Annotated in this window: 18 protein-coding genes; 9 read left to right on the forward strand and 9 right to left on the reverse strand. The window is 60.8% G+C overall.

Features of this window, described 5'->3' with window-relative positions; translation table 11 throughout:
* Positions 1–618 (reverse strand): biotin transporter BioY, encoded by a 618-nt coding sequence (locus tag BMY91_RS09875; RefSeq protein ID WP_090821360.1) that lies wholly within the window; start codon positions 616–618, stop codon positions 1–3.
* Between the two features lie 275 nt (positions 619–893).
* On the opposite strand from BMY91_RS09875, the gene BMY91_RS09880 reads away from it, so the two are divergent.
* The gene (locus BMY91_RS09880) at positions 894–2,492 is read left to right on the forward strand and encodes an ABC-F family ATP-binding cassette domain-containing protein (RefSeq protein WP_090821363.1); all 1,599 of its coding nucleotides are present in this window, start codon (positions 894–896) and stop codon (positions 2,490–2,492) included.
* 47 nt (positions 2,493–2,539) lie between these two features.
* Here BMY91_RS09880 and BMY91_RS09885 read toward each other — a convergent pair whose 3' ends face one another.
* Genes BMY91_RS09885 through BMY91_RS09900 form a run of 4 tightly spaced genes read right to left on the reverse strand, consistent with a single transcriptional unit; the run spans position 2,540 to position 4,645 of the window.
* Complete coding sequence (locus BMY91_RS09885; protein ID WP_090821365.1) at positions 2,540–3,025, reverse strand: YbaK/EbsC family protein; 486 nt, start codon at positions 3,023–3,025, stop codon at positions 2,540–2,542.
* Positions 3,009–3,875, reverse strand: coding sequence for an SURF1 family cytochrome oxidase biogenesis protein (locus BMY91_RS09890; protein ID WP_090821367.1), 867 nt, complete (start codon positions 3,873–3,875; stop codon positions 3,009–3,011). Before BMY91_RS09890 ends, BMY91_RS09885 begins: the two co-directional genes overlap by 17 nt.
* Positions 3,876–4,151, reverse strand: a complete 276-nt coding sequence (locus BMY91_RS09895; protein ID WP_090821369.1) for a hypothetical protein — start codon at positions 4,149–4,151, stop codon at positions 3,876–3,878.
* A complete protein-coding gene (locus tag BMY91_RS09900; RefSeq protein ID WP_090821372.1) occupies positions 4,148–4,645 on the reverse strand; it encodes a DUF3099 domain-containing protein in 498 nt (165 codons plus the stop codon). Before BMY91_RS09900 ends, BMY91_RS09895 begins: the two co-directional genes overlap by 4 nt.
* Positions 4,646–4,798: 153 nt before the next feature.
* Between BMY91_RS09900 and fabG the strand changes: the two genes are divergently transcribed.
* The 3 genes from fabG to BMY91_RS09915 all read left to right on the forward strand — a co-directional run bounded on the left by fabG (position 4,799) and on the right by BMY91_RS09915 (position 8,196).
* Positions 4,799–5,524 (forward strand): 3-oxoacyl-ACP reductase FabG, encoded by a 726-nt coding sequence (gene fabG, locus BMY91_RS09905; protein ID WP_090821374.1) that lies wholly within the window; start codon positions 4,799–4,801, stop codon positions 5,522–5,524.
* A 109-nt stretch (positions 5,525–5,633) separates the two neighbouring features.
* Positions 5,634–6,386, forward strand: a complete 753-nt coding sequence (locus BMY91_RS09910; protein ID WP_090821376.1) for an SDR family oxidoreductase — start codon at positions 5,634–5,636, stop codon at positions 6,384–6,386.
* A gap of 307 nt (positions 6,387–6,693) precedes the next feature.
* Positions 6,694–8,196 carry an ATP-binding cassette domain-containing protein gene (locus BMY91_RS09915; protein ID WP_090821377.1) on the forward strand — a complete coding sequence of 501 codons (1,503 nt, stop codon included), beginning with the start codon at positions 6,694–6,696 and terminating at the stop codon, positions 8,194–8,196.
* Positions 8,197–8,335: 139 nt separating this feature from the next.
* On the opposite strand, the gene BMY91_RS09920 is transcribed toward BMY91_RS09915, so the two are convergent.
* The gene (locus BMY91_RS09920; RefSeq protein ID WP_090821765.1) at positions 8,336–8,704 is read right to left on the reverse strand and encodes a hypothetical protein; all 369 of its coding nucleotides are present in this window, start codon (positions 8,702–8,704) and stop codon (positions 8,336–8,338) included.
* A 466-nt stretch (positions 8,705–9,170) separates the two neighbouring features.
* Positions 9,171–10,064 (reverse strand): phosphoserine phosphatase SerB, encoded by an 894-nt coding sequence (gene serB / locus BMY91_RS09925; protein WP_090821379.1) that lies wholly within the window; start codon positions 10,062–10,064, stop codon positions 9,171–9,173.
* Between the two features lie 111 nt (positions 10,065–10,175).
* Here serB and BMY91_RS09930 point away from each other — a divergent pair, with 111 nt between their 5' ends.
* The 5 genes from BMY91_RS09930 (at position 10,176) to BMY91_RS09950 (ending at position 14,169) form a co-directional block, all read left to right on the forward strand.
* Positions 10,176–10,961, forward strand: coding sequence for an ABC transporter ATP-binding protein (locus BMY91_RS09930; RefSeq protein ID WP_090821381.1), 786 nt, complete (start codon positions 10,176–10,178; stop codon positions 10,959–10,961).
* 19 nt (positions 10,962–10,980) lie between these two features.
* Positions 10,981–11,766 carry a sulfite exporter TauE/SafE family protein gene (locus BMY91_RS09935; protein WP_090821383.1) on the forward strand — a complete coding sequence of 262 codons (786 nt, stop codon included), beginning with the start codon at positions 10,981–10,983 and terminating at the stop codon, positions 11,764–11,766.
* A gap of 7 nt (positions 11,767–11,773) precedes the next feature.
* Positions 11,774–12,583, forward strand: a complete 810-nt coding sequence (locus BMY91_RS09940) for a TrmH family RNA methyltransferase (protein WP_090821385.1) — start codon at positions 11,774–11,776, stop codon at positions 12,581–12,583.
* 142 nt (positions 12,584–12,725) lie between these two features.
* A complete protein-coding gene (locus tag BMY91_RS09945; protein ID WP_017200906.1) occupies positions 12,726–12,983 on the forward strand; it encodes a type B 50S ribosomal protein L31 in 258 nt (85 codons plus the stop codon).
* Positions 12,984–13,068: 85 nt separating this feature from the next.
* Positions 13,069–14,169, forward strand: a complete 1,101-nt coding sequence (locus BMY91_RS09950) for a lipoate-protein ligase LplAB (RefSeq protein WP_177179891.1) — start codon at positions 13,069–13,071, stop codon at positions 14,167–14,169.
* Between the two features lie 46 nt (positions 14,170–14,215).
* Here the strand turns inward: BMY91_RS09950 and pepN are convergent, their stop codons facing one another.
* Both pepN and BMY91_RS09960 read right to left on the reverse strand, forming a co-directional pair.
* Positions 14,216–16,822, reverse strand: a complete 2,607-nt coding sequence (gene pepN, locus BMY91_RS09955; protein ID WP_090821388.1) for an aminopeptidase N — start codon at positions 16,820–16,822, stop codon at positions 14,216–14,218.
* A gap of 4 nt (positions 16,823–16,826) precedes the next feature.
* Positions 16,827–17,876 (reverse strand): YeiH family protein, encoded by a 1,050-nt coding sequence (locus BMY91_RS09960; protein WP_090821390.1) that lies wholly within the window; start codon positions 17,874–17,876, stop codon positions 16,827–16,829.
* Between the last annotated feature and the right edge of the window lie 19 nt (positions 17,877–17,895).

A 17,895-nucleotide genomic window follows, 5' to 3' on the forward strand; every position in this document is an offset into this window, starting at 1 on the left:
TTACTTGACCCGACGTACCAGGACGTCCGGGAAGGCCTTGTGGATGGCCAAGGCAATGACAACCGCCAACACGTTCTTGAGGATGTCACCGGGGTAGAACGCGAGATCCGCGATGAACGCCTTGCCGAAGTTCAGCTTGCCGTTGATCATCATGCCCAGGATGCCCAGGCCGTGAATGATCACGATGCTGCTCGCCATGGCTGCGGCGAAAAGCCACAGCCCGCGGTACTTGACCGTCCTGCGGATCACGACGCCTGCCAGGTAGCCCGCAGCGGCTGCAGCCAGGGGGAACGCGATGATGTAGCCGGCCGACGGCGTGGCAAGGATACCCAGGCCGCTGCGGCCACCGCTGAAGATGGGCAGCCCCGCGAAGCCCAGCAATACATAAAGCCCGACGGCGGCAAAGCCCCGCCCAGCCCCCAGTACCAGACCGCTGAGCATCACCGTCAAGGTGACCAGGGTGATGGGGACACCAAGAGCTCCCACCGGAATGCCGGGAACAATAGCTGAAGCTGCCACAAGCGCAGCGAAGACGGCGATAAGGCCAAGGTCTGTGGCAGTCCAGCGTTTACGGGTGGCTGTTGTTCGCTGCACGGTGGCAGCGTCGGTGTTGCTCATGGTGGGTCCAATCAGGTGTGATGCGATGCGATGAAAGTGCGTGTTCCCCTGTTGACGAGAATACGGACGGCCCTGACAACATTTTTTGGAGCCTCTCCACAACACAACCCGGCAATTCTTTGGCGGGTGGCACAGTTTTCCTCTATCTGGGCCGATGTCAGCCTGCGCCCGGGGTGCCGGTAGACTTGGAAAGGCTGTTCTCACGGCCGTCCCCGCCGCACTTATCGGGCCCACCGGTCCCCGCGAGCGTTCCCCATTGAAAGGCATCACCCGAATTGATTACCGTCCAGGAACTCGAACTCCGCGCCGGCGCACGCCTGCTCATGGACCAGGTCAACTTCAGGGTGGACAAAGGGGACAAGATCGGACTTGTGGGGCGCAACGGTGCCGGCAAGACCACACTCACCCGCGTGTTGGCAGGTGAAGGCCTTCCGGCAGGTGGCAAGGTAACCCGCAGCGGCGAGATCGGCTACCTGCCCCAGGATCCTCGGACACCGGACATGGAACAGCTCGCCCGGGACCGTATCCTCTCCGCGCGTGGTCTGGACGTGGTGGTGGGCAAGCTCAAGAAGGCCCAGATGGAGATGGCCAGCGAGGACGCAGCCGTCCAACGCAAGGCCATGAACCGTTACGACCGTTTGGAAGCTGAATTCCTGGCTGGAGGCGGTTACGCGGCAGAAGCCGAGGCGGCCGCCATCTCCTCCAACCTTGCCCTGCCGGAACGCATCCTCAATCAGCCGCTGAAGACCCTTTCAGGTGGCCAGCGCCGCCGTGTGGAGCTGGCCCGTATCCTTTACTCTTCGGCCGAAACGCTCCTCCTGGACGAACCCACCAACCACTTGGACGCCGACTCCATCACGTGGCTTCGGGATTTCCTCAAGGACCACCAGGGCGGACTGATCGTGATCAGCCACGATGTGGAACTCCTCGAGGCCACGGTCAACAAGGTCTACCACCTGGACGCCAACCGGGCCCAGATCGACTACTACAACATGGGCTGGAAGCGGTACCTGCAGCAACGCGAAACAGATGAGCGTGCCCGCAAGCGCGAGCGTGCGAACGCTGAAAAGAAGGCCCAGGTCCTCATCGACCAAGCCAACAAGATGCGCGCCAAGGCCACCAAGGCCGTCGCCGCGCAGAACATGGCCAAGCGAGCCGAACGTCTCCTGGGCGGTTTGGAGGCCGTCCGCGAAAACGACCGCGTGGCAGCCCTGCGCTTCCCGGACCCCTCGCCCTGCGGCAAGACCCCCTTGACCGCCGAGGGCCTCAGCAAGTCCTACGGATCACTCGAAATCTTCACCGATGTGGATCTGGCAATCGACCGTGGCTCCAAGGTAGTTATCCTCGGCCTGAACGGCGCGGGCAAGACCACCTTGCTCCGTATGCTCGCCGGTGTGGACAAGCCTGATACCGGCGATATCATTCCGGGCCACGGGCTCAAGGTGGGCTACTACGCCCAGGAGCACGAAACGCTGGACCACGATCGCACCGTCCTGGAAAACATGCGCTCCTCAGCGCCGGACATGAAAGATGCCGAAGTACGCGGCATCCTGGGCTCGTTCCTGTTCTCCGGTGACGATGTTGAAAAGCCTGCAGGCGTATTGTCCGGTGGCGAGAAGACGCGCCTGGCGCTTGCCACCATTGTGGCTTCCAGCGCCAACGTGCTTCTCCTGGATGAGCCCACCAACAACCTGGATCCGGCCAGCCGCGCGGAAATCCTGGGGGCGCTCAAGAACTACAGTGGCGCCGTCGTCATGGTCAGCCACGACGAAGGTGCGGTGTCAGCGCTGAATCCAGAGCGTGTAGTGCTGCTTCCGGACGGCGTGGAAGACCACTGGAACGAGGACTACCTGGACCTCATTACGCTGGCGTAAGCCCTGGTTGCGTCGCTTCGCTTGCGGGTTGTTAGCCCATACGGCGACTAACGGACTTGAAGTTCCTCAGCGTTGGTGATGGTCCTTAGTTCCTCATAGCTGATGGAGAACATCGAGTTGTGGTCTCCGGCACCCGCCCAGAGTAGTGGGTGTTCTTGGAGCGAGGTGTCCAGGATGGTTCGGAGTTTCTCAGGGTGGCCTACAGGGGCGACTCCGCCTACTTCCTGGCCCGTGTGTTGCAACACGAAGTCGGGTTTTGCACGGCGGATTCTGCCGGATCCCAGCTGATCTGCCACCAGCGATGTATCTACCTTGGCCGCGCCGCTGGCAAGGATGAGCAGTGGTTCACCGTTGAGCTCGAAGATGAGGCTGTTGGTGATCGCGGCAACGTCGCACCCCAGGACTGAAGCAGCGGCCGCCGCGGTAGGAACCTTCTCGCCAAAAGTCCGGACAGTGTCCTTGGCGCCGGCTGCTGTTAAAGAAGCCCGGACGTGTTGTACAGGGTCGGCGCTCAAATCAGTAGCCTTGTGCATCAAGGATCGCGTCTTCCTCTTCTTCTGACGATGGGCGTTTGTTCTTCCGTGGAGCAGGGGTCCGCTTCTTGGGCGCTCCGCCTGCAGCGATGATCTGCTCGTCCTCTTCGTCTTCGGCATCGATGGCGGCATTGCGGGCCTGTTGGCGGGCCGCGTAGCCAAAGCCGATGAACATCAAAACGCCAAAGGCGAACCACTGCAGGGAGTAGGAGAGATGGGTGCCCTCTTCCGTGGCTGGTTTGGGGAACGGCGTGGGCATCTCCTGGACCGCAGGATCCTCACTGGCCAATTGGCCGTAAGCGCCGGTGGCCAGGGGGTAGGGGAGTTCCGTGGCAAAACTGGCCAGATCGATCGAGGCGAGCTGCCCGTCCACGGCGCCGCGGTCAAGCTTGGGCTCTGCCGGCTTGAGGCGGGCAACCACGGTGACCTCACCTGTGGGAGGTGCGGGAACGACGTCGGGACGCCCCGGCGTGTTGTTGCCGATGGGCAGCCAACCGCGGTCAATCACCACTGCTTCGCCGGTGGTGAGGCGAAAAGGAACCACGACGTCGTAGCCTGGCTGGCCGTTCAGCGGCCGGTTCCGGACAACCCGCTGACCGTCAATGTCATACCTGCCCCGAAGCTCAACCTGGGTCCACTCCTTCTCAGGGTCCAGGGCGTTGAACTGATCCTTGACCTCTGCGAAGGGGACAGGAGTGGCCGAATAGTTGCTGACCACGCGGTTGATCTCTGCCAAGGTCTCAGCCCTGCGGTCCATTTGCCAGCGTCCCAGAAACACGCAGGCTGTGGCGAAGATGACGGCCAAGACGAAGTACCCCAGCCATTTGCTGGAGAAAAGGAAACGGTACATTCAGCGGGCCTCGTTCGCAGATTCTTCGTCGGCCAAAAACGGCACGCTTTCTTTCCAAAGGCCCCTCGTCTGGAGGTAGTCCTCCAGCCAAGCCCGGTGTTCGTCGCAGGACAACCAGACTTTCCGCCGCTCAGGAGTATGGATGCGTGGGTTATTCCATAGAAGCTGCCAGTCAGCATCGGCCCGGCAGCCCTTGCGGGAGCACATGGCCGATGCTGTGGCGCGTTGATCTGCTTGGCCGGCAGCATTCGCTCCGCCAAGGTTGAAGATGTTCATGAAGCCGCCCGTTCGTTGCCGGTGTGTCCGGCCTCGCTTGAATGCCCGGTGGACGGGCCCTCTTCTTTGCTTGCTGGTTCGTCGTCCACGAGTTCGCCCTGGAGAACAGTGGGCTCTTCTGAAACTTCGTGCTCGGGCTGTGTGGAGCGTTCAATCTCCGGAACGGCCACATAGTCCAGCAGCGATTCACTGTGGTCCTCGGCTTTGTCGTTCCCATTGGCGATGACCACGGCGATCCATGGAAGGAAGACGGCGCCTGCGATGGCAATGATCTTGAACCAGCCGTCCACAACAAAGATCAGAATGATGCAGACCATGCGGATACCCATGGCCACGGCGTACTTGATCATGCGGTCGCGCATGTCTTCTGAATGTGCAGCAGCGGCATCAGTGATGCTGTGGACTTCGGGATCACTGGAAACAGCGTCCGGTTCCCCGGGCACTTGCTGCAGGGGACTGTCTTCTCGTGTCACAACTGAATCATCACGCTCCAAAGGCCTCTGTCAATTCTCTCACCAACGCTCTATGCGCCCAAACCACGCGCGTTGCTGGTTACCGGCCGGTTGTGGCGGGTGGCGGATAAGATCGACACAGGAAAATCCCTCTTCATAGCGGCCGTTGAGTGCCGCGGAACCTGGAGCGAAAGCATGACTGAAGCAGTATCCACCGGCCGGAGCGTCCTCATCACCGGCGGCAACCGAGGGATCGGCCTTGCCATTGCGGAATCGTTCCTTGCCAATGGTGACAAAGTAGCGGTCACCTACCGAAGTGAAACAGAATTGCCTGAAGGCATCCTGGGCGTGAAAGCCGACGTCACGGACGAGGCCTCCATTGATGCGGCGTTCAAGATTGTCGAAGAGGCACACGGGCCGGTCCAGGTCCTGGTAGCCAATGCAGGCATTACCAAGGACACGCTCCTGCTCCGCATGAGCGAAGAAGACTTCACGTCGGTGCTGGATACCAACCTGACCGGCGCTTTCCGTGTCATCAAGCGGGCGTCCAAGGGCATGATCCGGCTTCGCAAGGGACGTGTGGTCCTCATCTCCTCGGTGTCAGGCCTCTATGGTGCACCCGGCCAGATCAATTACTCCGCCTCCAAAGCCGGCATGGTGGGGATCGCGCGCTCACTGACCCGCGAGCTCGGAAGCCGGGGTATCACGGCCAACGTCGTGGCACCGGGCTTTATCAACACCGACATGACCGCAGAATTGCCGGAGGATACCCAGAAGTCCTATCTGGCCAGCGTTCCCGCAGGGCGCTTCGCCGAAGCCTCCGAGGTAGCGGACGTCGTGCGCTGGGTTGCGAGTGACGAAGCCGCGTACATCTCAGGTGCGGTCATCCCGGTGGATGGTGGCCTCGGAATGGGCCACTAGCCGCTAGCGCAGTTTTTTGTCCGGGGTCGACAACAGATTTCATCCCTGCCGCTGGCATGATGGATGTCGAGCCCACGGAATTTGGATGAAGTGAACAAAAGGAGCACGAATGGGACTGCTGGATAACAAGACCGCCATCGTCACGGGTTCTTCCCGCGGAATTGGCGCTGAAGTTGCCAAGATTCTCGCCGGCGAGGGTGCCGCCGTCGTTGTTAATTACCGCCAGAAGGCGCCGCGCGCCAACAAGGTAGTGGCCGGGATTCAGGCCGCAGGCGGACGCGCAGCGGCTGTCGGCGCTGACCTGACCACCGATGAAGGCGTGCACGCACTTGCCAGCACTGCCATGGAGGAATTCGGCTCACTGGACGTTCTGGTCCTTAACGCCTCCGGTGGCATGGAATCGGGCATGGAAGAAGGCTATGCGCTCAAGCTGAACCGCGATGCCCAGATCAACATGCTCAATGCGGCCGTCCCGCTCATGCCTGAAGGCTCGCGCGTTGTCTTCGTCACCAGCCATCAGGCGCACTTCGTTGAGACCGTGCCCACCATGCCCGAGTACGAGCCGGTGGCAAAGAGCAAGCGCGCCGGGGAAGACGCGCTGCGCGCCCTCGTCCCAAACCTGGCTGACAAGGGCATCTCCCTGGTGGTGGTATCCGGCGATATGATCGAGGGCACCGTCACGGCAACGCTTCTTGACCGCTCCAACCCTGGCGCCATTGAGGCCCGCCGCGCGGAAGCGGGCAAGTTGTATTCCGTAGAGGAGTTCGCTGCTGAGGTGGCCAGAATGGTTACCGCCGATGTCGAAACCGGCCACACCGAATACGTGGGCGGCGCCGATTACTTCAACAAGGCAGCCGAATAGAGCACTCGTTATTAGTTGTGGTCCGGGACACCTGTCCCGGACCACAACTATTTAAGCCTCCAATCGTTGGCCATCGGTGCGCACGTGATTCCGAATCCTCCAACCAGCGAAACACTATGATGACAATTCTATAAATTATTGGAAATTTCGCGTCACGATATGGTCCTTGCTGTTTCAGTTTTAGTCTTTTGCATTAAGGGATTCCATCTGTTTGACTCTCAAAGGCGCCCTCGTCCATAGTTCCCAGCAGTGTGGATAAATGAATGCTGATGACGGGCGGACTTTGTCCCTGGCCTTAGGAGCTTCTTTGGACCTGTTATTGCATGCTGACGATATTCACGCCTCCTATGACCAGCGGCGAATCCTCAAAGGCGTAGAACTATCCCTGCATCGGGGAGAGAACCTGGGATTGATCGGAACCAACGGCGCAGGGAAGACCACCCTTATGGGCGTGTTGGCCGGATCCCATCAGCACGATGGTGGCCGGATCACCCTGGGCGGCGAAACATACAAGCCGGACTCGATGGACGAGGCCCAGGCCTGCGGGGTTGGACTCATACCCCAGAACTTCAAAATCGACCCCCAGCTGACCATCACCCAAGCCATCTTTCGGGGAACCTTCCAGTCAGGGAAATCCCATGAACAGCTCCGGGATCAAGCCAGTCAGTTGATTCGGGACATCGGCATCAGCATGAATCCGGACGCCAAAGTCGGCACCCTGATTCGTGCCGAGCAAGCCCTCGTGGAAGTCCTCAGGATGGTTGCCGAAGAGGCGCAGTTGGTGATCATGGATGAGGTTGCCGCCTCACTGCCCGACCACGATGTTGCTGTTCTGCATCAGGTCCTGCGGATGCTCATCCGGCAAGGGCGGGCCATCATCTACATCACCCACCGCCTCGACGAAGTCCGATCCATTGCGCACCGCATCGCGGTCATGCGCGACGGAAGGGTGCACAAGGTTCTGGACGCCGCCGGTGTTAACGAAGACGAACTCGCTTTCCTCTTGCTTCAGCAGGAACGGGAGAAAGTCTCCCGGCCCACTGCGCCGGAGGGAAGCGGTGACGCGTTGAGCGTCCTGAACCTCGGTGTGGGGGATACGGTTCGGGATGTGACCTTTACTGTCGCTAAAGGGGAAATCTTCGGCCTGGTAGGCACACACCGTTCGGGGGTCCACGAACTCGTAGAGGCGATCGCAGGCATTCATCCCAGCACGGCCGGGAAAATCCTCATGAACGAAACGCCGGTGCAGATACGGAGCCGGCAGGATGCCCGGCGGTTGAAGATTGGCTATTCGTCGGAGAGCTCCGACTCACTGGAATCCAGCACCAGCATCGTGGACGGGCTTCAATCGGATGCCGGCACGGCCGGCGTGACCCTGAACGACGAAATCTCCCAGCTACGTGGTGTGGTGGACGTGGTCCGCCGGATGCGCATCAACACCACTAACATTCAAGGCTCCATCAGCACCTTGTCTGGTGGCGACCGGCAGAAAGTGCAGCTCGCCAAGTGGATGGCCACCGACTGCGATGTGCTGATCCTTAGCCATCCCAGCCGCGGAATCGACATCGGCGCCAAAGAAGTCGTCTACAAGATGCTGAACGAGCTGAGCCGGACCGGGGTTGCGATCATCCTCTTGTCTTCAGACCTGTCAGAAATGGTCAGTTGGTGTCAGCGCATCGGCGTGATGCGGGACGGGGAACTCGTGACTATTGAGGCCAATGCCAACACCAATGAAGATGTCCTGGTACATCACATGCTTGGCGTGAAATTTGAATCTGGAAACGGCGAAGCCCGGCGCGCAAGAAACTAGTCCGACCCGCAGAAGGCGCCCGTCCGGTTGTAGGCGCCTGTCCGGTTGAAGACGCCTGTCCGGTTGAAGACGCCCGTCCGGTTAACAACAAGGGACGGTCGCGAATCCCGCGACCGTCCCTGAGTGGTTCCGTGAGCTATCAGATGGCGATTTCCTTTGCGATGTTCTTGAGCTTGTGCCGTGCCAAAGCGAGGTTTGCGTAGGTACGGTCCAACACCAGATACACGAAGAGGCCCTTGGACCCGTCAGAGTTCAGGACGTTGATCAGGTGGTACTGGGTGTCCAGGGTGATGAGGATATCTTCGATATTGCTGTTCAGGCCAAGGTCAGCCATGGTCCTCAGCTTGGAGCTGACAACATTGGAGTTTCCGGCAGCAGCAACCCCAAGGTCGAAGCCGGGGTTGCCACCTTGGGCCAGGGCCATGCCACTGGAGTAATCCACGATTGCCGCACCTGTGGCGCCTTCAATGGATAGTAGTTGCTTGGTGGCTTCATCGAGTGAGCTCATAAGATATTCATCCTCTTCTGTTGTGTATTCACCGGAATCCGTGAGCTCATGGAAGATATCGTGAAGCGGCATTGGTGGCACGTCGGGGGAAGTCAGCTCATGATGCGCCAGCTCGACTCCTTCGCGCCGTTTCCACCACTTCCACGTGCGCTCCGTACGGTTCACTCCCTATCCCTGCTCTTCCGTCATCCCGCCCTGCCGAAGGCATCACGGATTTCGTCGTCGAGTTCTAAACTTTACACATTAATAACCCAGCGACTGGTCATTATGGGACATTCTCATAAACCGTCGTAAAGTTAACGACCGACGGCATCTATTTGAGCTATCAGTTCACGACAATTCAATAAATTTAGCGCGTTTCTGCGTCACGAAATAAGGTTTAGTGTTTCGGAGGTATTTTGGGCGCACGGAAGCCACCGATGGGCAGCGTGGCCGCCGACAGGAGTCAAAGAGGGGCGGTTGAGTCTTAGACGTTGGCGATGTGCCGGACAGCATCCAGGTAAGGAATGTTGATCACGGCGTCAGCTGCGGCACGGACAGCCGGCTTGGCATTAAAGGCAACACCAATGCCGGCAGCATTGAGCATGTCGAGGTCGTTGGCTCCGTCGCCCACCGCGATGGTGTGCTCCAAGTTGATTCCCTCCGCCGCTGCCCACGCGCGCAAGTACTTTTCCTTGGCTGCACGATCAATGACTGCGCCCAGCACCTTGCCGGTCAACGCGCCGTCGACGATTTCAAGCTCATTGGCAATCCAGTAATCAAGGCCCAGCTCTTGGGCGATGGGACCCAGAATCTGATTGAAGCCTCCGGAAACGACAGCCACAACGTGGCCGGCCGCTTTGAAAGCTGCCACGAGCTCTGCGGCGCCGAGGCTAAGCCGCACCTCGTGCCGGACGGAATCGACGACGGCGGCCGGAAGGCCGGCGAGGACGGCGACGCGGGCGTGCAGGCTCTGGGCGAAGTCGAGTTCGCCCCTCATGGCTGCTTCAGTGACGGCCGTAACTTCTTCGCGCTTGCCTGCATGCTCTGCCAGTAGCTCAATCACTTCCTGCTGGATCAGCGTTGAGTCAACGTCCATGATGAGCAGTTTCCGGGAAGCCTGCCGCAATCCTTCGGGAACGATTGCGGTGTCCACTCCGGCTTGGGCCGCTTCTGCTATCTTCCGCCGGACAACTGCCAGGTCCGCTGCAGTCTCTGTGCCTGCAGTGAGGCTCGCCGTGACGACAGCAAATCGATCATCCCCACCGTGTGATTCCGACGACACTGCGACGCCGGATTCGGCCAGTGTTTTTCGCACATTGTCGAGGGATTCAGGGGACAAATTCACGCCATAGCTGACCGCAGCCAAGTTCGAAGTCATGGCCCCAATCCTACTGAGGGCGCTGCATGCGCCCGAATTCGTTTCGCGACACAAAGCCTGCACGCTGACCGGTTATCAGTCATATGGATTTTTGTCCTAGTGTCTACTGCTATGAGTGATGTTCTGGAACTGGCTTCCGTCAGCGTTGTCCGAGGCAAGAAGACCCTGCTGGACAAGGTTGACTGGCAGGTCAACGAAGGCGAACGGTGGGTCATCCTGGGACCCAACGGGGCCGGTAAGACCACCCTTCTCCAGATCGCTGCAGCCCGACTGCATCCCAGCAGCGGCCAGGCCGGGATCCTTGATGAGACCCTGGGCCGCGTAGACGTCTTTGAACTCCGCCCCCGGATCGGTCTTTCCTCCGCTGCGTTGGCTACCCAGATTCCCGAGCACGAGAACGTCTTGAACGTTGTGGTCACCGCCGCCTACGGCGTCACGGGCCGCTGGCGCGAGGGTTACGAGCGCGACGACGAACGCCGCGCCTTCAGCCTCCTGAATGACTGGGGGATGGGCCCCCTGCTCAACCGGACGTTTGCCACGTTGTCGGAGGGAGAGCGCAAGCGTGTCCAAATCGCGCGTGCCCTCATGACGGACCCTGAACTGCTGCTTCTTGATGAACCAGCGGCCGGCCTCGACCTCGGCGGCCGTGAAGAACTGGTCCACAAGCTCGGCGAGCTTGCCAGCGACGAAGCTGCTCCAGCCATGGTCCTGGTGACCCACCACCTTGAAGAAGTTCCTCCTGGCTTTACCCACGCAATGCTGCTTCGTGAAGGTGGCGTGGTTGCCGCGGGCCCCATCAAGGAAGTCCTCACTGACGAGCACCTCAGCAATACCTTCGGGCTCGCGCTGGACGTTTCCGAGAGCGGTGGCCGTTACACGGCTACTGCCCGCCGCTAAAAGGATCCGGTAACTTAAAGTGGAGATTCTTAGCAGCATCCTGGTCTTTTTCGCGGGCTTGTGGGCCGGCACCATCAACGCCGTTGTCGGCTCCGGCACGCTGGTCACGTTCCCCGTACTCATCGCTATTGGCGTGACGCCTGTTGTTGCCTCCATGAGCAATGCGATGGGCCTTGTGGCGGGCAACGCCGCCGGCGCATGGGGCTACCGGCGCGAACTTGCCGGTCGCGGCAGGCAGCTGATGAAGCTGTTGCCGGCCTCTTTGCTGGGCGGTATCACCGGAGCCTGGCTGCTGCTGCACCTGCCGGAGAAGGTGTTCCACTACGTTGCCCCGGTGCTGCTGGTGGTTGCCCTGCTGATGGTGGTCTTCCAGCCCAGACTGCAGGCATGGGTGCGCAGCCGGGAAGAAAACCCTGAGCATGCCATCCGCGATCGAAGCCACGGCATCCTGCTGGTGGTCCTCGTGTACCTTGCCGGTGTCTATGGAGGCTACTTCGTCGCAGCCCAGGGGATCCTCCTAGTGGGAATCCTGGGGGTTTTCCTCTCCGGAACCATGCAAAATGCGAATGCCATGAAGAACATCCTGGTGCTGGGCGTCAACATGGTTGCCGCCGTTTCCTACCTGATTTTCGCCTTTGACCGCATCGAGTGGTTCTTTGTCCTCCTCATTGCCGTGAGCTCCACCATCGGCGGCCTCATCGGTTCGAAAGTAGGGCGGAAGCTTTCCCCGAAAGTCCTGCGGGCCGTCATTTTCGCGCTCGGCATCGTGGCACTTGGCTTCATGATCGCCAACCTGCTGAAATAGTCCCCCGGTGACCTTTCACTATCTCGAGTCTGCAGCTGATCCCCGCGTCGCGGACTACACCACGCTCACCGATGTACACCTCCGGAAGCTCCGCGAGCCTCAGGAAGGCATGTACATCGCTGAGTCCTCCCGGGTCCTTCGCAGGGCACTGGCTGCAGGACATCAGCCTCGTTCCTTTTTTCTGGCGGAAAAGTGGCTGGACGATCTGGACGACGTTTTTCAGGCGTACCCCGACGTTCCCGTCTTCATTGGCAAAGCTTCCCTGCTGGAGGAGATCACCGGATTCCACCTTCACCGCGGTGCGATGGCTGCCATGCACCGGCCGGCTCCCGTTCCACTGGAGGAACTCCTCGCCAACGCTCAACGTGTGGCCGTTCTTGAGGACATAGTGGACCACACCAATGTGGGTGCGATCTTCCGCTCGGCCGCCGCGCTGGGTATCGATGCTGTCCTCGTCTCGCCCCGGTGCGGCGATCCGTTGTACAGGCGCAGCGTTCGGGTCAGCATGGGCACGGTCTTCCAAGTGCCGTGGGCGCGGCTGGAAAGCTGGCCCGATGACCTGGTCCGCTTACAGGACCAAGGTTTCACGGTGGCCGCCATGGAATTGACGGACGACGCCCTGGACGTGGACGACCTGGCGATGCAGCAAATACCGAAACTCGCCCTGGTGCTTGGAACCGAAGGTGCAGGTATGAGCGCCGAAACGCTGGCCGTCGTCGACCTCGCGGTTAAGATCCCGATGCGGGCAGGTGTTGATTCATTGAACGTAGCAGCTGCCTCCGCGGTAGCGTTTTGGGAACTTCGCCCGAAGTCCTGATCCCGGTTTCGTATGGCATGGCGGTATCCGCTATGATTGGTTGTTGGCCCGGGCACTGAAATATTCACTTTTCAGTATCTGACCACCTCCATTCATACCTGGCAGCTGGCAAAATCCAGTTGCGCGAACAAAAGGTCCCATTATGAAGTCTGATATTCACCCGAAGTACGAAGCTGTTGTCTTCAACGACCTGGCCTCCGGTACGCAGTTCCTGACCAAGTCCACCGTGTCTTCCTCGAAGACCATCGAGTGGGAAGACGGAAACACCTACCCGGTTATCGACGTCGAAATCTCTTCGGAGTCCCACCCGTTCTACACGGGCAAGCAGCGCATCATGGACTCTGCTGGCCGCGTCGAGCGCTTCAACGCTCGCTTCAAGGGCTTCGGCGGCAAGAAGTAACCACTTCACCCCAAGGCTTTCGAAGGCCCGCATTGCTGGATTTCCGGCAATGCGGGCCTTTGCGTTTTCCGGCAAGATGGACAGCATGACTTCCCAGCCCCTGAACTCACCGGAAACCCACGACGACGGAACGCGCCCCCACGGGGAATACAAGGTACCCGGCGGGAAACTCGTGGTGGTTGACCTGGACGTCATGGACGGACGCTTCACCAATGTCTCGCTGAGCGGCGATTTCTTCCTGGAGCCCGATGAATCACTACAGGACATCAACCGGGCGCTGACGGGCCTACCAGAGAGCTCAACAGCGACAGAGATAGCCACAGCCGTCACCGCGGGGTTGCCCGAAGGGGCCGTACTGTTCGGGTTTTCCGCAGAAGCGGTGGCCATCACCGTCCGCCGTGCACTGTCAAAAGCCACCGGCTGGGCTGACCACCAGTGGGAAGTTATCCCGCCCTCAGTCCTGCCCACACAGGTCAACGTAGCCTTGGACGAAGTCCTGACAGAGGAAGTCGGCTCTGGACGGCGAAACCCGACGCTTCGTTTCTGGGACTGGGAAGAACCCTCCGTGGTGATCGGCAGTTTCCAATCCGTCCGGAACGAGGTGGATCCAGAGGGCGTGTCCCGTCACGGCATCACGGTGGTGCGCAGGATCAGCGGCGGCGGAGCCATGTTCATGGAGGCCGGCAACTGCATCACCTACTCCTTGTATCTTCCGCAAACCCTCGTGGACGGCATCAGTTTCGCCGACTCCTATGCTTTCCTGGATGCCTGGGTCATGGCCGCCCTGGAGAAACTCGGCATCACGGCGTTCTACGTTCCCCTCAATGACATCGCCACAGACCAAGGCAAGATTGGCGGAGCAGCGCAGAAACGCCTCGCCAACGGCGGAATGCTCCACCATGTGACCATGAGCTACGACATCGATGCCGACAAAATGCTGGAGGTTCTGCGCATCGGCAAGGAGAAGCTCAGCGATAAGGGAACCCGCAGTGCGAAGAAACGAGTGGATCCCTTGCGACGACAGACCGGGCTCGCCCGTGCAGCGATCCTTCAGGCCATGCAGGAGGTCTTCACGGAGCGCTACGGCGCGGTGGAGTCCCGGCTCACCGATGCGGAATTGAGTGAGGCCAGGAACCGCGTGGAAGCGAAATTTGGCACAGCGGAATGGTTGAACCGGGTTCCCTAATGTGCGGGTAATGCAGGCCCCGTTCCTGAAGGCCCGGGGTCGCCGCCTAGCCCGTGGCGCCCTGGGCTGTCAGTGCGCGGAAGAGGTGGCTGCGTTGCTCCACTATGATGCGCCGCAGTGCCCTGGGTGCGTCAGCATGCGCTCCAAGCCAGTCGTCCGTCCGGACAATGACCGGGTGCTCGGCGGCGTGCATGCCCTCCCCAAGATCCTGGGCGGCCGGGAACAGCCCCCGGACGATCCTGCCCGCAATTTCAATACTGCGCTCCGCCCAGACCTTTTCAAGGCACTCGAAGTACGGCTCCACATAAGGTTCCAGCATGACCCTGGGGGCCGTGGCGAATCCAGCGATGGTAGCGCTCAGGATCTCGTTGGAGAGCCCGGTGCCGGTAACCGCAGAGTCCCATGCTGCCGCCTTCACCGAGGCGTCGGGACGCGCTGCGGAGGCAAGGGCGTGGCCTTCTCTGCCCGAAGCGGTTCTATCCGCTGACAGTTCCCTGTCCAGCTCAGCTTGCGAAGCCTGTCCGTGGGCTGCCAGTGCCTGCCAGAGGCTCCAGCGCAGTTCGGCGTCTACAGCCAGTCCGTCGATCACGGTGGCACCTTCCAGGATGCTCCGCAGCAGGGAAAGCTCACTGTCGCCGTGCCGGGAGACATCAGCGAGGGTCCTGGCCCAGGCAAGTTGCTGATCCGACCCCGGCCGGGCGGCCCGCAACTGCGCGGCGGCAACGGCAAGGAAGACCTTGCGCACACCGTCCCGCGCGGCTGGGGGCACGAATCGCTCGATGGCACTTGAGGCGTTGCCCAATACGTTCAGGAGGACACCGATTCCTGTTTCTGCGGGCGCGAACTGTTCAACGGCAGCCACATACCGGGCCGCAGGCGTAACGCCGTCACGGGCCGAATCCCACAACGCTGTCCAGCACAGGGCGCGCGCCATGGGGTCCTGGATTTTGTCCAGCGTGGTCCGTACCGTGTGCTCAGAAACGGGATCCAGCCGCACCTTTGCGTAGCTCAGGTCGTCGTCGTTGACCAGCAGCAGCGCCGGACGCCGTTTCCCGTTCAACGCACCCACCAAGGTACTGGGTCCCGTGACGTCCACATCGATGCTTTCAGTCCGTACCAAGGCGCCCGTTGAGTCGGAGTTGTACAAACCCAGCCGCATGCGGTGCGGACGGAGTTCCTGGTGGCCTGTGATGGGGTCGACGGCGTCTTGGCGGAGAGTCACAGCGCCCAGGGTGCCGCCGTCGTCCACGATGTCCGCAGAGATGGTGGAGATGCCCGAGGTCTGCAGCCATTGGCGTGCCCAAGCGGCCAGATCCCTGCCGGACGCAACGCTCAGGGCTTTCAGAAGATCCTGGAGGGATGTGTTGCCGAAGGCGTGGTCGCGGAAGTACTGCCGGGATCCAGCAACGAAGGCTTCGAAACCAACGTAGGCCACCAGCTGCTTCAAGACGGAGGCGCCCTTGGCGTAGGTGATGCCGTCGAAGTTTTGCTTGGCAGCTTCCAGGTCCGGGATGTCGGCCACAATCGGGTGTGTGGTTGGCAGTTGGTCCTGGATGTAGGCCCAGGCTTTCCGTTTGCTCGCGAAGTTCACCCACGCCGTATCCCAAGCGGTGGCGCGGTCCACGCCCAGGGTCCCCATGTAGTCGGCGAACGACTCCTTGAGCCAGAGGTCGTCCCACCAGTTCATGGTGACGAGGTCTCCAAACCACATGTGCGCCATCTCGTGCATCAGCGTGTTTGCGCGGGCTTGGTATTGGGCATCCGTGGCTCGCGAAGCGTAGACGTACTTCTCCGTGAAGGTCACCAATCCAGGATTTTCCATGGCCCCGAGGTTGTACTCGGGAACGAACGCCTGATCGTACTTGCCCCAGGGATACGGGTAGTCGAAGAGTTCATTGAAGAATTGGAGCCCGTTCTTCGTCAGACGGAACAGCTCGTCGGCATCGAAGGAGTCCGCCAAGGAGGCGCGGCAGAAAAGGGCCAGCGGGACGTCAAGGCGGGTGCCGTCGTCGAGCGTTGCTCCCCAGTGATCTGTTGCCTTGAAATAAGGGCCCGCCAGCACGGTGGTGATGTAGGTGGACATGCGCTTGGTGGTGGCGAAGTCCCATTGTGCGGCAACAGGGTCACCTGTCAGCGGCGTGCGGGCCGTCTCCGTCCCGTTGGATGCGACCTCCCAGCCACTTGGAGCGATCACGTGGAAAGTAAATTCAGCCTTGAGGTCAGGCTGTTCGAAATTTGCGAAGACGCGCCGGCTGTCCGCGGGTTCGTACTGGGTGTAGAGGTAGCATTGGCCATCCGCAGGGTCCACGAAGCGGTGCATTCCCTCGCCTGAACGGCTGTACAGTGCCGTTCCTGCCACTGTCACCGTGTTCTGGTCCGCGAGGCCTTCCAGGATGATCCTGTTCCGGTCCACCACTGACGCGACGTCCAGCTCCTGCCCGTTCAGCACCACCGATTGCACGCCACCGCTGATGAAATCCAGGAAAGTAGCGGAGCCAGGCGTGGCTGAGAACGTGATGGTACTGGTACTCGGGTAACCGGCGACTGCGGGATCTGCCGCGTCGCGGACATCGAGGGTGACGTCGTAGCTGTGGGTGGTGATCAGGGCTGAACGGGTGGCGGCTTCATCGCGCGACAGGTTGTGATTCGACACACAGCTATCTAATCATGATCCACGCAGCGCCCAGACCCAGCGATGCGATGATCAGCCACGAGCCCAAGGCCACCAGCGCTGCCCGCCCTCCGGTGTGGATCAGGGTGCGGACCCTTACTGCAGATCCCAAGCCAAAGAGCGCCGTGGCCAGGAGGATGTCCTGCAGCACCGCAGCGACTTCCAAAGCCACAGGTGGGGCCCATCCCAAGGATCGGACGGCCACCATCGCGATGAAACCAAGGACGAACAGCGGGACAATCGGGGGGAACTTTCCATCGCCGTCGGCCCCTGCATCGGCAGGTCCGTTGGCGCGCTGCCTCATATGGTCGAATCGCTGGTGGAGCCCGGCGGCTGCCGCGATGGGCGCCAGTAAGACCACCCGCGTCAATTTGACGACGACGGCGATCGCCAGCGCCGCTGTACCGGCAGTTTGGGCTGTGGCCACCACTTGGCCCACATCATGCACGGACGCGCCGGTCCATGCCCCAAATTGTTCCGGGTTCAGGTTCAGGGGGTGCATGAGCAGCGGCAGTACTCCGATGGCCAAGGTGCCACACAACGTCACCAATGCCACGGGCAGAACGGTGTCCTGGTGCTTGATCCGACGCACGGCGGCCATGGCACCAATGGCCGAGGCACCGCAAATGGAAAATCCGGTAGCGATCAGCAGGGCAGTTTCCCCTGGAAGGCGGAGCAGCCGCGCAAGGCCGTAGGTCCCCACGAAGCTGACCAGCACCACACCGGCAATGAGCAGCAAGGACACCCAGCCAAGGCCGAGCACGTCCTGGATGCTGACCTTCAGGCCGAGCAGAACAATCCCGGCACGCATAAGGTGCTTCCCGGCGAAGTCCAGGCCCGGGCGGGCGCGTCCCGCAGTCAACACCGACGTGCCCGGTATATTTGCTGAGAGCAAGCCCAAGGCGACAGCGAGCGTCATTGCCGGAATGGCTGGAATGACCGCGTGGATGGTGAAGGCAAGCCCCGTCGCGGCAATGCTCAGGACCAACCCGGGCCCCAGCCGGGACAGCTGGGGCGCAAGACTGTTGAAGGGCATGCCTCAACCCTGCCGGATG

Origin of the sequence: Arthrobacter sp. yr096 (assembly GCF_900108925.1) — a bacterium.
Classification (GTDB): Bacteria; Actinomycetota; Actinomycetes; order Actinomycetales; family Micrococcaceae; genus Arthrobacter.

Coding starts and splice junctions, on each gene's coding strand:
- BMY91_RS09875 (WP_090821360.1), bottom strand. CDS start 618: ATGAGCAACACCGACGCTGCCACCGTGCAGCGAACAACAGCCACCCGT.
- BMY91_RS09895 (WP_090821369.1), bottom strand. CDS start 4,151: ATGAACATCTTCAACCTTGGCGGAGCGAATGCTGCCGGCCAAGCAGAT.
- BMY91_RS09910 (WP_090821376.1), top strand. CDS start 5,634: ATGGGACTGCTGGATAACAAGACCGCCATCGTCACGGGTTCTTCCCGC.
- BMY91_RS09890 (WP_090821367.1), bottom strand. CDS start 3,875: ATGTACCGTTTCCTTTTCTCCAGCAAATGGCTGGGGTACTTCGTCTTG.
- serB (WP_090821379.1), bottom strand. CDS start 10,064: ATGACTTCGAACTTGGCTGCGGTCAGCTATGGCGTGAATTTGTCCCCT.
- BMY91_RS09885 (WP_090821365.1), bottom strand. CDS start 3,025: ATGCACAAGGCTACTGATTTGAGCGCCGACCCTGTACAACACGTCCGG.
- BMY91_RS09920 (WP_090821765.1), bottom strand. CDS start 8,704: ATGAGCTCACTCGATGAAGCCACCAAGCAACTACTATCCATTGAAGGC.
- BMY91_RS09950 (WP_177179891.1), top strand. CDS start 13,069: ATGACTTCCCAGCCCCTGAACTCACCGGAAACCCACGACGACGGAACG.
- BMY91_RS09960 (WP_090821390.1), bottom strand. CDS start 17,876: ATGCCCTTCAACAGTCTTGCGCCCCAGCTGTCCCGGCTGGGGCCCGGG.
- fabG (WP_090821374.1), top strand. CDS start 4,799: ATGACTGAAGCAGTATCCACCGGCCGGAGCGTCCTCATCACCGGCGGC.
- BMY91_RS09930 (WP_090821381.1), top strand. CDS start 10,176: ATGAGTGATGTTCTGGAACTGGCTTCCGTCAGCGTTGTCCGAGGCAAG.
- BMY91_RS09945 (WP_017200906.1), top strand. CDS start 12,726: ATGAAGTCTGATATTCACCCGAAGTACGAAGCTGTTGTCTTCAACGAC.